Genomic DNA, 16164 nt, shown 5'->3' on the forward strand with positions numbered 1-16164 from the left:
CGCTTTTTGCATATCGATTGCTGAACCTCTCCTAAAAAGGATTCGCCATAACTTATCACGCAACAGTATTGGCTGCTGTTGTCGACAGATGGCAGCGTAAAGGCAGAGTTTTTCTGCATAAAGGATGCAAATTATGGCCAGCACATTGCCGGTACTGGATTTAGCGCTGCTGGAACTGCCGGATGCGGAGCAGGCGCAATACCTTGCCGAACTGCGCGAAACCGCGCGTGACGTCGGTTTCTTCTATCTGGTGAATCATGGCATCAATCCGCAGCTATTGCAGAACGTACAAAGCATCACGCGCGCGTTCTTTGCGTTGCCGGATGAAGAGAAGCAGCGCGTTTCGATGATCCATTCGCCGCATTTTCGCGGCTACAACCGTGCGGGCGTGGAATACACCCGTGAGCAGCGCGATCAGCGTGAGCAATTTGATATCGGTGCAGAACGCGCCGCGCTGACGTTGCAGCCAGACGATCCAGCATGGAAGCAGCTGCAAGGGCCCAATTTGTGGCCGCAGGCGCTGCCGCAGCTGCGTCCGGTGATCCACGCGTGGCAGCAGGCGATGACTGACGTGGCGTTGCGTTTACTGCGCGCCTTCGCCAAATCCCTGGCGCTGCCGCCGGACGCTTTTGATGCGCTGTACGGCACGCATCCCAACGAACATGTGAAGCTGATTCGCTATCCGGGGCAGGATGCCGCTGCCAGCCAGCAAGGTGTTGGCGCGCATAAAGATTCCGGCTTTTTGACCTTTCTGTTGCAGGACGATCAGCCTGGGTTGCAGGTAGAAGTCACGCCGGATCAGTGGGTTGATGCGCTGCCGAAAGCGGGCGCTTTTGTGGTGAACATCGGCGAACTACTGGAAATTGCTACCAACGGTTATCTGCGCGCCACTGTGCATCGCGTGGTGTCGCCGCCGATAAACCAGCAGCGCATTTCCATCGCTTTTTTCCTCGGCGCACAGCTCAATGCCGAAGTGCCGCTGTATCAGCTACCGCCGCAGCTGGCGGCAGAAGCGCGCGGGCCCACCAGCGATCCCAGCAATCCGCTGCTGCGTGAAGTGGGTTGGAACTATCTCAAAGGACGTTTGCGATCGCATCGCGACGTGGCGCAGCGTTATTACGCTGACACTCTCAATCGCGTTAAATCATAAGAAACTAAGGGAAGCAGATGAATAAAAAGGTGATAGCGGCGTTAGCGATGGTTTCGGTGTTCAGCAGTTACGCGTCGGCGGCCGCGCTGCGCGTAGCGGCAGATGCCGTGCCGCACAGCGAAATCCTCAACCACATTAAACAGACCGACAAGAAGCTCGATCTCAAGGTGATTGAACTCAACGGCAACCTCAACGCCAACGAACTGCTGGCACGCGGTGACGTCGATGCCAACTACTTCCAGCATGTGCCTTACCTGCGCGATCAGGAAAAAGCGCTGGGCGAGAAATTTTCTGTGGTCGCCACCGTACATATTGAGCCGCTTGGCATCTACTCGCACAAAGTGAAATCACTGAAAGATCTGCCTGATGGCGCGCAAGTGGCCGTGCCGAATAATGTCACCAATCTCAGCCGCGCACTTTATCTGTTGCAGGCCAATGGGTTGATCAAATTGAAGAGCAATAGCGCCAATACGCTGGTGACTTCCGCAGACATTACTGACAATCCGCACCATCTGAAAATTATCGAAGTGGAAGCGCCGCAGCTGCCGCGCGCGCTGGATGATGCGCAGTTGGCGATCATCAATGGCAACTACGCGTTGCAGGCCGGTTTAGTGCCGTCGAAGGATGCGCTGGCGCTGGAACAAGCGAAGGATAATCCGTATGCCAACGTGCTGGTCACCACGCCGAAACTGGCGCACGATCCGCGTATTTTGGAACTAGCGAAAGATCTGGAGTCAAAGCAAACCGCTGAATTTATTAACCAGCACTACCAAGGATCGGTTATTCCCGTTAATCAATAATCCCCGCCGCCACCTGTTTTTGGCAGGTGGCGCTGACTTTCTTCTGTGTTATATTTCGCCACCAACACCCGTCGCACCCTTTATAAAACATAAAAATTCGCTCAATCCATTGCCATGATTATCTTTACCAGGAATAAATGGGTGCTGTGCCATCGTTTAGTAACATGCATCATTCTGCTGGGCATGAGCGTATTGCTCAGCGCCTGCGGCACCTTGTCGCAAACTTCCGCGCCCGTCAGCGATAAAGTCTATCTTTCGCACGCGACCTTTAAAGAAAATGTCGATGACATCGTGCGCCATTACATGCAGCAGAAGCAGGTTTCCGGCATCAGCATCGCCATCATCCATCAACGCAGCCAGCCTAAATTTTACAGTTTTGGCGTCACCGATGCGGTGCACCGTTATCCCATCACGCCAGATACTTTATTTGCGCTCGGTTCGCTGAGTAAAGGCATCACCGCTGAGGTGATTATTGAGCTGGTGGATCGCGGCGAACTGCACTGGAACGACACGCTCGCGACGCTGTTGCCGCCCAACGTGCCGCTGAGCGACGATGCCAAACGCATCACGCTGTTGCAGCTGGTGACGCACACCTCGGGCTTGCCGCGCCAGGATATGGATTTACCGATGTTCATGAAATTTATGGGCTATCTGCGTAGCGGCGAGAACTTTTACGGCAACCTCGACAGCGACGCAGTGCTGGATTATCTGGCCGACTTTGACGCGCCCGCGCATCCCAGCGCGCGCTATTCTAATCTCGGCTATGCGCTGTTGGGCTACATCCTCAAACATCGCTTCCATCAGGACATCGAAACGCTGGCGCAGCGCAATCTGTTTCAGCCGCTGGGCATGACCAGCAGCAGCTTCAAGCCGCAGCGTCTGCGCGGTTATCCGTGGCGTGCGCTCGGCCATGCGGGCGATCAGCCAAAGCTGATTCCACGCGGGCAAATTACGCCGGATTGGGCGTTTAACAACAATATGGTGGCGGCCGCCAGCCTCTACAGCAACGCGCGCGATTTGATTCGCTATCTGGATGCGCATCTGCATGACGGCGCGGGCGCTGCGCTCAACGCGGCCTTTGCGCAGGTTAATCACGGCTACGAGCAGCACGGCAATCAGGCACAAAATATCGCCTGGGTAACCGATACCTACGGCGATCAGCAGATCACCTATCAGGTGGGTTATATCGGCGGCTACTCGAGTTTTATTGGCTTTGATAAGCAGAACGGCAATGCGATTGTGGTGCTGCAGAACGCGTTTAACTGGAGTAACTATCTGGGCATCGCGTTATTGATGGATCTGGCGCAGAAAGCGCACGACAAAAACTAACATGGTTGCTTGCAATTTTACTGCGCCAAAAAATGCCTGAGCTGAGGTATGCTGAGCAGCGAAATTTGACGCGCTAAGCGCGCCGGGGGAACCTTCTGCGTGCTTAACTTGTCAGTTAAATGGACAGTTAATAATTAACCAGAGTGGAAATCACCCATGCGCAGGACACACGTCAATCTTCTTTCTGCAGGAATTTTTCTGGGCGCTTTAAGCCTTGCTCCGGCCGCGCTGGCGGAAGGCGAGCAAACAGACGCCGTACCGATGCCGCCACAAGTGCAGCAAACCGCACCCGATGCCCAAACCCAGGCGCCAGCCGCAGACCCGCAAACGCAGGCTCCGGCAGCCGATGCGCCAGCCAGCAATGAACCGGCTGAATCCAGCGGCGATGTCGCGCCAATTCGCCCACCGCAAAGCGGTGATGCGGCTGCACCAAACAACTACGATCTGACTACCATCATCATCGACTACAAAGAGTATAAAGTGGGCGATGTGGTGCCAGATGAGTATCGTAAAAAGCAGTACACCATTGTTGAGTGGAAGCCACGTCATCTGCCAGCGCCGCAGCCAGGCACGCACTGGGCGTACATCAATGCCAACTACATCCTGATCACCGATGACAGCGGTAAGATCGTGATGGGCAAATCAGGCGAAATCTTCTTCCGCGGTTAATTCCCGCGCAGCAGACGCGCTAACTGCGCGACGCCTGCCGTAATCTGGCTGGTGCTGGTGTTACCGTAACCCAGCACCAGCCCTTGTTGCTTCTGCTCACCCGAATAAAATCCCGACAGCGCGCCCGGCGCGTAGCCGCTCTGGATCAGCCGATCCACCAACCGCATATCGTTTTGATCCGCTTCCAGTGATAACACCAGATGCATGCCGCATTCGCCGCCCAGCAACGGAACCTGATCGCCAAACGTATGCTGCAAAGCCTGCCGCAAAGTTGCCTGCCGTTGGCGGTACAGACGGCGCATTTTGCTCAGATGACGGCTAAAATCACCGCTGCGTAAAAAAAGCGCCAGCGCCTGCTGCTCGGGACGATTGCCGCCGCGCAGCAGTTCATGTAGCGCAGGGCGGAGCGGCGTGACCAGCTGCGGCGGCAACACCATAAATCCAAGGCGCAACGCGGGAAACAGCGTTTTGCTGAACGAGCCAACGTAGATCACGGGCGTTGGTTGCGTCATGCCCTGCATAGCGGCGATCGGCTCGCCGCTGTAGCGAAAATCGCTGTCGTAATCATCTTCGATAATCCACGTTTGCTGTTGCCGGGCGGCCGCCATCAGTGCCAGACGACGCGGTGCGCTCATGATCACGCCGGTGGGATATTGGTGCGTTGGCGTGGTGTAAATCAGGCGCGGCGCACGCTGTTGCCAGTCCTGTGGCTGCGGCGCCAGCCCTTGCGCATCAATCGCTATCGGTTCAATACGCATATCTCCCAACCGCATCGCCGCTTTCGCGCCGCGATACCCTGGCTCCTCCACCCAACCAATGTCGCCTGGGCTGCTGAGCAGCGCCACGCACAGCGTCAATGCCTGCTGCGCGCCTTCGGTAATCACGATTTGTTCGGGCGTACAGCGCACGCCGCGCGCCAATGCCAGATGCTGCGCCAGCGCTTCACGCAGTGTGCGTTCACCGAGCGGATCGCCGTAACCCAGCAGTTGCTGCGGCTGATGCAGCATCACGCGGTTCAGCGCCCGTCGCCATTGAGCTAGCGGGAAATGTGCCAGCGAAGGCACGCCGGGGCGCAGCGCCATCTCCTGACTGAAGCTGCGATGGCTGGATCTCAGCTGAGCGATGCGCGGCGACAAGGTGATTTCGCTGTTGGTGTGCGGCTGATTTTCCTGCGGTAGCTGCGCCATATTGCTGATGCGACTGCCCTGGCGATCGCTCAGCAAAAAGCCTTCCGCCTGCAGCTGCGCCCAGACGGCGATCACAGTATTGCGTGAAACCGCGAGATCCAGCGCCAGCTGGCGTGTCGCGGGCAAACGCGTGCCGGCGGCGAGTTTGCCCGTCAGAATCGCCTGCCTGATACGTTGAAACAGTTGCTGTTGCAGCGTTAACTTGCCGTTGGTTTCCAGCGGAGCCAGCAATAATCGATGTAGCTCAATATCACTCATGTACGCAGTTCCGTGGATCCATCAATTTCATGCATTGTGGCGCTTTTTAACACGCCAGCAAAGTGGCACTCTGCATTTCTGGTCCTGACTGATAAAGGAATTGAGGAATGTCGCAACACACCAACGCTTACGGACAACCGGTAGGATTTCCGCTGCCAGATTGGCAACCCCGCGCCTGGCCGAGCTATGAAACCTTCACCGGTGACTATTGCCGCCTGGAACCGCTGAGTGCCGAGCGCCATGGCCGCGAACTGTATGCTGCCTATGAGCTGGCTGCAGATGGGCGTGACTGGACCTATATGTTCGCCGAACCTTTTGCCGATGAAGCAGCCTATGTTGCCTATGCGCGCAAGCTGGAAAATGGGCGCGATCCCATGCATTTCGCGGTGATCGATCCAGTGAGTAATCGTGCGGTTGGCAGCCTGGCGTTGATGCGCATTGATGCGACAAACGGATCGGTGGAGATCGGCCACGTCGCCTTCTCGCCGCTGCTGAAGCAAACGCGCATGGCCACCGAAGCGCACTATCTGCTGATGCGCTACGCCTTAGAGCAGCTGGGCTATCGTCGCTACGAGTGGAAGTGCGACAGCTGCAATCAGCCATCACGCAACGCGGCGCTGCGTTTAGGGTTTCAGTTTGAAGGCACCTTTCGGCAGGCGATTGTCTATAAAGGCCGCAGCCGTGATACCTGCTGGTTCTCGATTATCGACAGCGACTGGCCGCAGGTGAAACAAGGCTTCGAACGCTGGCTGGCGGCAGAGAACTTTACGGTGGAAGGGGCGCAACGCGAAAAACTGGAGGCGCTGCGTTCGTAGACTGCGCATCCATGCGCACCTGGTCGCCATAAATGGCGACCCTACGTTAGGTTTGCGGAATTATTTTTATATCCACCATGCCGATCCCCAGTTTGCGCGGATCCTGGCCGATGATATTGCCGACATTCGACTCCTGCGGCTCCGGCGGCGCAATGATCAAATTACGGCTGCCGGTTGGATTGGTGAAATGCAGCGTGGTGGTGGAGAACTCATCTCCCAAATTCAGTTGCTGCTCTTCATCGCCAACGTGCACGGGAATCGGTCGATGCGCATTCGGACCAAAAGCCCGCGCGGTGATTACCACATCAAAGCGTTCAGGCAGCGGATCGGTATACTCAATGTTCACTTCCGGTGCCAGATTGGCATTCGACCAGCGTCCCCACGCTTCCGGACGTGATATCCCCTTAAAACTCTTCACGCTATTTGGCGCGCCGGGCACCGTTAACAGGAAACTGTCGGCGTTGTAGCGAATCGCATTGTCTTCGATGCGTATTTGCTGCTCGTTGAGCTGGAAGGTTGCCGCACTGACTTCTGCTTTCGGGAAGCTGACTTTACCTTTCCACTGCGCTTTATCGATGCGGGTTACGCTGGGTTTGGCGCCCATTTGTCCCATCGACACGCACAAATCGTTCGACAGGGCTAAATCTGGCTGCCACAGGCGCGCCATCTTGAAGCAGCGATCGACCCAAACGAACTTGTCGGCGGCAGCAAAACTCGCCAGCTGATAACGCAGCGGTTCGGAGTATTCCCCTTCCGGCAGCGGTTCGACATGTTTGTCGGAGACGCGGAACAGAATCGGTAATTTGAAGGTCGCGCCAGAGAAGCTGAAGGTGTTTTTCTGTTGATCGACGGTGAAGCTATCCATCTTGCTGGGGAAATTCCACAGCTGAATAATGTCCGCTTTCCACGATGTGACGCGCTTTGCCATGTCGTCGAACTCGGTGGACAGCGATTTCGAAGAGAGGCCGCTGCGACCGAGCCCAATCGCGTTATCCCCGCCGAGAATATCCAGTACCGTGGCGCCGTTATCCAGCGTACTGCGTTTGGCGTCGAGCACTTCCGCCTGTGGCTGATCGCCACGAATCACCATAAACAGGTCACGGCGCGGCTGCTTGATCAGATATTGATGCGCGGTGTTGTTCATCGCCAGATGATCGGAGGTCACCACGATGATGGTGTTTTTAAACCACGGCGACGCTTTGATGCGTTCAATCAGACGCGCCACATGCTCCTGCGAGCAGGCGACCGCGCTAAAGGATTGGTTGGGTTTACCATCATAGCTGTAGCTTTTGCGCTGGCAGCTGCGCGAGATAAAACCATCCGGATGATGGGTGTCGACGGTGAGCGTGAACAATGCGAAGCGTTTTTGCGCGCGCGACAGCTCCTCGTATTTCTCAAACACCTCGTCCATCACCGTGTCATCGTAGTAGCCCCAGTTATTACGATAGCTGGGATCGGCAACGCGACTTTTCAGCTCCTGCGAGCCATACATATTGGCCGCATCAAAGCCATGCGACAGCAGAAAAGTGTCTTTACCGGCGAAGCGTAAATCGGCGCCCTGAATAAACCAGTTCTCATAGCCAGAGTTTTTCAGAATGTCGCCCAGACAAATATTCTGCGGATAGAAGCTGGAGAGCGAGGCCGAAGCATTGCCATCAAAAGGCGCAAACAGCGGGATGCCGCACTGTGAAGCTACCATGCCGGCAATGGTGTAATCGGTGCCGGGCAGCTGTTCGGTTTGGCTGAAATCGATGCTGTTCTCTTTTTCCCGGCTGAGTTCCGGGGCCAGACCAGGAAATGCCTGTTGATCGAAATAGGTCCGTTCAAGACTTTCGCCATAAATGTAGACCAGATTGAGCTTGGGCTCAGCGATCACCTTATTGGGCGTTTTGAAGTAGGTTTCGAAATCCGAATCGGCGAGGCGTGAATGTGAGGCAATCAACTCCTTCACCTGGCGGAACGCAGGCGTGGTTTGTACCGAACCTGCGGCACAGGCAATCGCCAGCAAACTCCAGCCGAGGTGATGCGGCCGCTTACGGCGGCGCAGTAACCACGAAAGCAGGCAAAACAGCGAGAACAGCGCGATGATCAGTCCGATGGCCGGCACCACATATTTGCTCACGCCCGCGCCGGTCAGGCTGTTGGTCAGCGTATACAGCACTGCGTCATTAATGCCATCGCCGGTAAAATAGTTGCTGGCGACCAGCGTGACGTTAAGCACGATAAACAGCGTGAGCAGCAGCAGGATCAGACTAAACCAAAATTTATTTCGCCCGGCTTTAGAGGAGTAGACCGCAATCGCGGCCAAAAAGAGTACAACCGAAACCAATTCGGACAACGTTAGATCCTCATGTTGAATGAATACGCATTCCTTGCGTCAACGACCCTCTGTGGGGATTTTGCGTCAATCTATATTGGGTGTCACAGGGCTGCAACACATCCAACCAGATTTGTGCGATGCATTCCGATTCGTTTAAGGCGGGTTAAGGCTAACTGTGGTTTCGCCTGGCAGCAACGGACGCGCTGCTGCCAGTGAGGGCAGAGAAGGGAGATTAGAGTTTTCCAGTGAGGTATTGCGCTTCGCCGTCGGCAAAGCTCCAGTCACCTTTACTGTTGGTGATAAAACTAATCATCAAATCTGTGCCCTGAACGCCGCAACTTTCCAGCAGTTCGCGCGCTAACTCTGCCATAAACAGGCACTTCTGTTCTTCACTTCTCGGGCTGGTATACACGCGCACCATCACCAGATTGTCGGTTCGCGCAAAGCCTAAGCCGGTATCCTGAAAGACCATCTGATAACCTTTGTTTTCATGAACAATCTGATAACGATCGCGGGCCGGGACTCTAAATGCGGTTACCACCGCGCGATGTGCGGCATCCAGCAATGTGCGGATTTCTGATTCTGAACGGCCCTGAATAACGTCGAATGTCAGTAACGGCATAAATAAACCCTCGTTTTTGCTCACATGAAAAGAGTAGGATATGGCTCTATGCTGCCGCTTGCTGCCGGAAAGAAAAAGCGCGCTGGTTGAAATGATTATTTATTATTTTGAACAATCGATATGAAAGAAATTAAAACCGATAGCCTTTGGGTCCATTTGCACTGGTTAACCGTGCTGGCTGAGCTCGGCAGTTTTACGCGCGCGGCGGAACGATTAGACGTCAGCAAAGCGGCAATGAGTCAGAAGATTAAAGAGCTGGAAAAGATGGCGGGTGTGGCGTTGGTGCAGCGCACCACGCGCAGCGTGCGGCTAACCTCTGCCGGTGAAAAGCTGGTGGATGAGCTGCGCGATCCCTTTGCGCGTATCGCGCAGAGCTTTTTCAGCGTGCGTGATGAAGCGGGGCCGGTGCGTGGCATGGTACGCGTGACTGCGCCAGTGGCGTTTGCGCGTCAGCAGCTGGTGCCGATCATCGGCGATTTCTTGCGCGACTATCCGCAGGTGCGCTTGCAGCTGGACGTCACCGATCGTCTGGTGTCGCTCGGCAGTGAAGGCTTTGATCTGGCGATTCGCCATAGCGATAGCCTGCCGGAAACGCATGTTGCGCTGCCGCTGTGTGAAACCCGCGCGCTGCTGGTGGCGTCGCCGGCGTATCTGGCGCAGAACGGTTTGCCGGATTCACCGCAGGCGTTGCAGCAGCACAATTGTCTTTATTACCCGCGCGGACTCGAGTCGCCGCAGTGGCGCTTTCAATTAGCGGACGGCGGCAGCGAAACCGTGCAGGTGAAGATTCAGGGCAACTTTGCCACCAACAACAGCGAGTCGATCCGTGATGCTGCATTGCAAGGTTTGGGCATTGCGATGCTGCCGGACTTCAGCGCCAGCGCGGCATTAGCCAGCGGCACGCTGCAGCAGGTGCTGCCGCAGTGGCAAGCGGTGGATGCCTTCGCCGCCCGGTTGTGGGTGGTGCGCCCGTATGCCGCACAGGTGCCACGGGCGGTGACCACCTTTATCCATTGGTTACGCGCGCGCTTTGTTGATGGGTGAAGCCAGCGCGATCGGTGCAGGCGTTTGCATCATCTGGCCCAACAAACTGCTGCGGTTGTAATGGCCGAGCCGCAGGTTGAAGTCGAGATGCAGCTGCTCATTGCCGCTGAGTTTAATCACTGGCGGTGGCGTGAGTGGACGCTGGTGAAACAGCACCGCGTGGGCAAACGCCTCGCTCTTCCAGCCACTTAAACGCTGATAGTAATAGGCGTTGGCTTCGCATTTACGCAGGTAGAGATTTACCCGGCGATGTTCGCGCATGGCGATCTGCTGCGCCAGTGAACCTAATTGCTGCTCCGGCTGCGCAATCTTCTGCGTTAGCAGGGAATAATCATCGCGCTTGGTCAATTCACTGAAGTAATTCTGTTCGCCGAGATGTTTGATTGGCGCGTAATGTTTTTGCCATTCGCGGATAAACGGATTATTGGCGGTCGCCGCCAGGAACCAGCTCTCAATCACCGGTGCGAGATAGTTGACGGTGGCATTTTCGTGATAATAACCAATCACATCCATACAACGTTCCTGATGCGCGCGATGCACCCAGGAGAGATCTTCAAATAATAAGGTGCTGCAATCAATGGCAATACCGCCATAGCGCAGCAGTAATTCCAGGCGAATCACTTCGCTTCTTTGTTGGGCGGTTAATTGGGTCGAGGTGAAGATAAAATCCGGTAAAACTTCTTTTACCGTTAAACGATTTAATAAATGGATTTCATGGTCGGGATTATCCTGACGAATCTTTTTAATATTTAATGCCAGTGATTTCGGTAAATATTCATTATCCCAATACATCCAGACTTTCTTTGGAATCTCTGGCAGATCTTTTTCGCCAGAAAGTAACACGATATTGTCCTCTTCGCTGGGATCGTATTCCGGCGCACAGAGCGCAGTATGCTGTTTTTTCTGCAGGAAAGTCTGGCTGGTAAACGCGAGTCTTTTCCAGTTATGCCAGAGGGTTAACGCTGGCTGAAGGCGTTTTTTATTCATGATGCACCTGATTATTGTGATTATGGTGGCAAGGCGTCCCTGATCAGCGGCGCTGAGCGCTCTTGATTGTCCTTTAGGCTGTGTGTAAAAAAGTACTCTCCTATGCTTAATAAAACATTCTGTGCGATGCGGCTATCACTTTTTGATCCTTTCAGATAAACCGGAAAATCAAGGATCCGTTAAGCTTTAAATTAACGATAAATAATCGCGTGAATTGTTGGTGTTTCTATTTTATCTCATTAAGACTATTCCTAATAAAATAAGCGTGGCATGGCGTAAGTAGCGGGTGAGATTAAAAAGTGCGCGTGAGATCACGCGTTAACCTGGCTGCATTTTTCGCTGGTCTGCCGGGAGAATCCCACCCTGAGTGAGGGTTAGCTACGCTTAAAGCAGGTGATCAACTAAAGGAGACACTATGCAGCGACACAACCGTGGATTATTGGCGGTCGATAAGCAGGGCAATCGCGTGCTGTTTCTCAATCCCGAAACCTTTGCCGTTGAGCAAGTGTTAAATGCCTTTCCGCCGCGTCCACACGAGCTTCTGATGCTGCCACAGCTGGAAAAAGCGTACGTGCCGATCTACGGGGACGGCATTCACGGCGACAATCCGCATCCTGGCCACAAAGTGGCGATCATCGATTTGCGCCTGCGGCAGATCAGCGGTTTTATCGATCTGTCGCCGTTAAAGGCACCGCACAGCGGCCAGTTAGGACGTGACGGCAAAGTTTATCTCTGCTGTGAAAACAGCGCGGTGGTGGCGGTGATTGATCCGGTTAGCGATCGCGTGGAGAAAACTATTCAGCTGCCGTCGCACAATGCGCACCGACTTACCTTGTCGCCCAGCGGCCGCAAGCTGTTTACCGAAAATGAAGAGGACGCCAGCATTACCGTGGTGGATCTGTGTGAGGCGGAAGGGCGGATTATCGACAATATCCTGATGCCCGGCCCGATCTCGGGTATCGCTGCCTCGCCGAAACATCCTTATCTGGTGGCGAGCGCCGCCGATGCGCCGCTGCTGTATGTGGTGGATCGGCAAAGCCATCGCATCCGCCAACGCCTGACGTTGCCGGGCCATCAGCAACCCTGTCAGGTGGTGCGCTTCAGTGCCAACGGCGAGCGGCTGGTGGCGATTGGCGATCAAGAACCGGTGGCGACGCTGTTTGACGATCTGCTCAATCCGCTCGGCGATATTCAGGTTGGCAATAAGCCGATGGATGGCTGCTTCAGTGAGGATAATCACAGCTTGCTGATTGCGAATGAGGGCGACGGTTCGCTCAGCCTGATTGATCTGCAGCAGATGAAGGTGATTGCCACGCCGCAAGCCGGTACCGGTTGTGAGGTGCTGAGCTACTTCCAACTTAAATGAATGGACGATGATAAATCGCACTGCTCCAGTGGCGGCTGCTGGCATGTTTTTCGGCCTGCCAGCCGCGCTTGCGTAACTCACGCGCAATCAGCTTGTTCATGATGCCGTGACCAACCAATAACACCGTGCCTTGCTGCGACAGCGTCACCAGTTTATCTGCCGCCAGACGGGCGCGTTGACGCGCATGCTGCACCGATTCCACATGGCCACTATAGCCGCACAGCCATAACAGGCGTAATAGCGCCAGCCAGACGTTGAGCGGCAGATGCAGGCGCTCAAACGGCAACGTCGGTATCGCGACTTCGCTAAAAACTTCATCCACCGCGTGCGGCTGTAAACCCAGACGCGTTAACGACGAACGGGCGCGCGGCAGCGGGCTGGTGGCGATCACACTCGCGAGGCGCGCAATGGTTTGGCTGCGCGGCGGCGGGGAGTCGCAAATATCAGCCTGATCGTAACCTTCACACCAGTCAGCCAATGCCCGCGCCGAGAAGCGCCCATTGACAGGATGATCGGGTTTACCGTGTCGCATAAGAATAATGGTCATAGCGCTCCTGTGATATTGCTCCAGTGTAATGCAGAGGTTGAGCAACTCGCGCATCCATGACGGGATTTAAGAGTATTGCCTGCTTGTCATTAAACCTTAACTGAACTGTGCGAAAAACAGCGCGATGAAGAGTTAGCCTGCGCCGTTAAATGGTAAGCAATAATCGTCAATCAAGCTTCAATAAGACAATTCTTGCGCCATGCATTAGATGTAATGTCATGATTTGAAGCCATTTTTGCCTTGTTTTCATGAGTTATAGTGAAGTTTATCTAATAAATTTCTCTATTATCACTTGATTTATCTACGCGCGTAGATAGACTGTATCCACAGTGATAACTCACGGTGCCAGAGACGAAGTTGGCCTTGAGATGACCCAGTTACATTTGCCTCACTAATGCGATCGATGAAAATTACATCGGCGGGAACAGGCGAAGAAGCGAATTCCAACACCAGGGAATTCATTACTGATTTTTCATCCAGGTTTGCCTACTGAACGTCGCCACCGGGGAGTTCCGCTTGTTGCAAGGGAACTGACCCACGGAAGGGCGTTTGCTGTTTTTACCTCATTCAGGGATTGGGTTATGACGGTTTCGCAACAAAGCTCACTGACATCCTCCTCAGCTGCCGATGCGCGGCTTGAAACATCCTCCGGCCGTAAAGATTTCTGGCGCGCCACGTTCTCCTGCTGGCTTGGCACCGCGATGGAATATGCGGATTTTGCGCTCTATGGCCTCGCCGCCGGCATTATTTTTGGTGACGTCTTCTTCCCGGAAGCTACGCCGGCTATCGCCTTACTCTCGAGTTTTGCCACCTGGTCGGTGGGCTTTATTGCCCGCCCGATTGGTGCCTTGCTGTTCGGCTGGATCGGCGATCGCAAGGGCCGCAAAACGGTGATGATCTCAACCATCATTCTGATGGGCGCCTCCACAACACTCATTGGTTTGATTCCTTCCTATGCCAGCATTGGCGTCTGGGCTCCCGCATGTTTGGTGCTGCTGCGGTTTACCCAAGGTTTGGGGGCGGGCGCTGAGTTGTCCGGCGGTACGGTGATGCTGGGCGAATATGCCCCGGTTGAACGTCGTGGATTGGTGTCGTCGGTGATTGCGCTGGGCTCAAACAGCGGCACGCTGATTGCGTCGCTGGTCTGGCTGGCAGTGATCCAGATGGACAAAGAGAGCTTGCTGGCGTGGGGCTGGCGTATTCCGTTCCTCAGCAGCGCGCTGATTGCGGTGGTGGCGTTGTGGATTCGTCGCAACCTACGTGAAACGCCGGTGTTTGAACGTCAGCAGGCGGAATTGCAGGCCGAACGTAACGCCACGCTGGCGCAGGCGAAAGAAGAAGTGGATACGCGCAGCTTCTGGCGCCGCACCCGCGCCTTCTGGACCATGGTCGGTTTACGTATCGGCGAAAACGGCCCTTCTTATCTGGCGCAGGGCTTCATTGTCGGTTACGTCGCCAAAGTGCTGATGCTCGACAAATCGGTGCCCACCACAGCGGTGTTCATCGCCTCTTTACTTGGTTTCCTGATCATTCCGTTTGCTGGCTGGCTGTCGGATCGCTTTGGTCGCCGCATTACCTATCGCTGCTTCTGCTTATTGCTGATGTTCTACGCCTGGCCTGCCTTTAGCCTGATGGACAGCCGCGATCCAGCGATTGTGATGGCGGTCATTGTGGTCGGTATGGCGCTGGCATCGCTGGGTATTTTCGGCGTGCAGGCGGCGTGGGGCGTCGAGATGTTTGGCGTGAAGCGTCGTTACACCAAGATGGCGGTAGCGAAAGAGCTGGGATCTATCCTTTCAGGAGGTACCGCGCCATTAGTGGCGGCGGCGCTGCTGTCGTTTACCGGACACTGGTGGCCGATTGCGGTTTACTTCACGGCGATGGCCAGCATCGGTTTTCTCACCACTTTCGTGGCGCCGGAAACGCGCGGACGCGATCTTAATCTGCCGGAAGATGCCATCTGACCAGCAGGATCGCGTAAATCAAAACCCCCATTGGCCGGCGATTCCGGCCAATGGCATTTACGCAGGGGCAAAGGAATGGCGAAATCTCCAACCGGAAACGTCACGCGCACCGACGTGGCAAAAATCGCCGGCACCTCGGTGGCGGTGGTCAGTTACGTGATCAATAACGGCCCGCGACCGGTGGCAGAAGCCACGCGTCAGCGCGTGCTGGAGGCGATCAAGCAGACCGGCTATCGCCCTAATGCGGTGGCGCGCGCGCTGGCTTCGGGCAGCACCAAAACCTTTGGTTTAGTGGTGCCGAACATCGGTAATCCCTTTGTTGCTTCGATGGCGCACATGCTGTTGCAGGAGTCGATGAATCACGGCCACGTCATGCTGCTGGGTGATGCCGGTGACGATCGCAAACGCGAGCTGGAGATTATTCAGGGCCTGTTAAATCGTCAGGTTGATGGCCTGTTTTACAACAGCGTCGATCGCCATCCCTATATTGATGTGATTCAGGCCAGTGGTACGCCGCTGGTGATGCTGGATCGCATTGAGCCGCGTCCGGGCGTCAGCATGCTGCGCGTTAATGAGCGTGAAGCGGCGTGTCAGGTAACGTCGCATCTGCTCAGCCACGGTTATCAGCAGGTAGGCATGATCAGCGGTCCGCTAGACATGCTTAACGCGCAGGATCGTATTCAGGGCTGGCGCGATGCGCTGGCGCAGAAAGGATTGCTGGCGGATGAGGCGATGATTTTTCCGGCCAGCTACACGCGGCAGGGCGGTTACGACGCCGCGCAGCGCATGGTGGCCAGCGGTCGTGTGCCGCGTGCGCTGTTTACCAGTAATGAAGGCCAGGCGATTGGCTGCATTCGTGCGCTGTCAGAGCATGGACTGCGCGTGCCGCAGGATGTCGCTCTGGTGTGTTTTAACGGTACCGATCAGTCGGCGTTTCATGTGCCGACGCTCACTACCGTTCGTCAGCCGCTGCGCGATATGGCGCGCAGTGCGATTGCCATGCTCAAAAATTGGGATGGCGATGCGAAGCTGGCGGAATTCCCTCACCATTTAGAAATCGGTGAGTCCTGTGGCTGCCAGTTTACTCAACAACAATAAAACTATAA

The 16164-nt window shown here is 55.3% G+C and carries 14 protein-coding genes; 9 read left to right on the plus strand and 5 right to left on the minus strand.

Annotated features, from left to right (window positions below; all coding sequences use genetic code 11):
• The first annotated feature begins 130 nt into the window (after window positions 1–130).
• From NQH49_RS02985 to NQH49_RS03000, 4 genes are all read left to right on the plus strand, one after another.
• Entirely contained in the window at window positions 131–1150 is a 1020-nt protein-coding gene (locus NQH49_RS02985; RefSeq protein ID WP_256698474.1) for an isopenicillin N synthase family dioxygenase, read from the plus strand.
• 17 nt (window positions 1151–1167) lie between these two features.
• Window positions 1168–1950, plus strand: a complete 783-nt coding sequence (locus NQH49_RS02990) for a MetQ/NlpA family ABC transporter substrate-binding protein (protein ID WP_256698332.1) — start codon at window positions 1168–1170, stop codon at window positions 1948–1950.
• 183 nt (window positions 1951–2133) lie between these two features.
• A complete protein-coding gene (locus NQH49_RS02995) occupies window positions 2134–3279 on the plus strand; it encodes a serine hydrolase domain-containing protein (RefSeq protein ID WP_256698475.1) in 1146 nt (381 codons plus the stop codon).
• 156 nt (window positions 3280–3435) lie between these two features.
• The gene (locus tag NQH49_RS03000; protein ID WP_154193090.1) at window positions 3436–3948 is read left to right on the plus strand and encodes an RcnB family protein; all 513 of its coding nucleotides are present in this window, start codon (window positions 3436–3438) and stop codon (window positions 3946–3948) included.
• Here NQH49_RS03000 and pdxR read toward each other — a convergent pair.
• Window positions 3945–5393 carry a MocR-like pyridoxine biosynthesis transcription factor PdxR gene (pdxR, locus tag NQH49_RS03005; RefSeq protein ID WP_256698333.1) on the minus strand — a complete coding sequence of 483 codons (1449 nt, stop codon included), beginning with the start codon at window positions 5391–5393 and terminating at the stop codon, window positions 3945–3947. The two genes, NQH49_RS03000 and pdxR, sit on opposite strands and share 4 nt — an antisense overlap.
• Before the next feature lie 107 nt (window positions 5394–5500).
• Between pdxR and NQH49_RS03010 the strand changes: the two genes are divergently transcribed.
• Window positions 5501–6208 carry a GNAT family N-acetyltransferase gene (locus NQH49_RS03010; RefSeq protein WP_256698334.1) on the plus strand — a complete coding sequence of 236 codons (708 nt, stop codon included), beginning with the start codon at window positions 5501–5503 and terminating at the stop codon, window positions 6206–6208.
• A 46-nt stretch (window positions 6209–6254) separates the two neighbouring features.
• Here the strand turns inward: NQH49_RS03010 and opgB are convergent, their stop codons facing one another.
• Both opgB and NQH49_RS03020 read right to left on the minus strand, forming a co-directional pair.
• Entirely contained in the window at window positions 6255–8546 is a 2292-nt protein-coding gene (gene opgB / locus NQH49_RS03015) for a phosphatidylglycerol--membrane-oligosaccharide glycerophosphotransferase (RefSeq protein WP_256698335.1), read from the minus strand.
• 214 nt (window positions 8547–8760) lie between these two features.
• A complete protein-coding gene (locus NQH49_RS03020) occupies window positions 8761–9150 on the minus strand; it encodes a tautomerase family protein (protein ID WP_256698336.1) in 390 nt (129 codons plus the stop codon).
• A 120-nt stretch (window positions 9151–9270) separates the two neighbouring features.
• Between NQH49_RS03020 and NQH49_RS03025 the strand changes: the two genes are divergently transcribed.
• Window positions 9271–10194 (plus strand): LysR family transcriptional regulator, encoded by a 924-nt coding sequence (locus NQH49_RS03025; protein WP_256698337.1) that lies wholly within the window; start codon window positions 9271–9273, stop codon window positions 10192–10194.
• On the opposite strand, the gene NQH49_RS03030 is transcribed toward NQH49_RS03025, so the two are convergent.
• Window positions 10168–11181, minus strand: a complete 1014-nt coding sequence (locus NQH49_RS03030; RefSeq protein WP_008107736.1) for a glycosyltransferase family 32 protein — start codon at window positions 11179–11181, stop codon at window positions 10168–10170. The genes NQH49_RS03025 and NQH49_RS03030 overlap by 27 nt on opposite strands.
• Window positions 11182–11596: 415 nt before the next feature.
• Between NQH49_RS03030 and NQH49_RS03035 the strand changes: the two genes are divergently transcribed.
• Window positions 11597–12547, plus strand: coding sequence for a beta-propeller fold lactonase family protein (locus NQH49_RS03035; RefSeq protein ID WP_256698338.1), 951 nt, complete (start codon window positions 11597–11599; stop codon window positions 12545–12547).
• Here NQH49_RS03035 and NQH49_RS03040 read toward each other — a convergent pair.
• Window positions 12540–13094: a histidine phosphatase family protein gene (locus NQH49_RS03040; RefSeq protein ID WP_154193074.1), complete on the minus strand. Its 555-nt coding sequence runs from the start codon at window positions 13092–13094 to the stop codon at window positions 12540–12542. The two genes, NQH49_RS03035 and NQH49_RS03040, sit on opposite strands and share 8 nt — an antisense overlap.
• 581 nt (window positions 13095–13675) lie before the next feature.
• On the opposite strand from NQH49_RS03040, the gene NQH49_RS03045 reads away from it, so the two are divergent.
• Together NQH49_RS03045 and NQH49_RS03050 are read left to right on the plus strand one after the other, a co-directional pair.
• Complete coding sequence (locus tag NQH49_RS03045; protein WP_256698339.1) at window positions 13676–15058, plus strand: MFS transporter; 1383 nt, start codon at window positions 13676–13678, stop codon at window positions 15056–15058.
• Window positions 15059–15133: 75 nt separating this feature from the next.
• Window positions 15134–16156, plus strand: a complete 1023-nt coding sequence (locus NQH49_RS03050; protein ID WP_256698340.1) for a LacI family DNA-binding transcriptional regulator — start codon at window positions 15134–15136, stop codon at window positions 16154–16156.
• Window positions 16157–16164 lie beyond the last annotated feature (8 nt).

The organism is Pantoea trifolii, from assembly GCF_024506435.1.
Taxonomy (GTDB): Bacteria; Pseudomonadota; Gammaproteobacteria; order Enterobacterales; family Enterobacteriaceae; genus Pantoea; species Pantoea trifolii.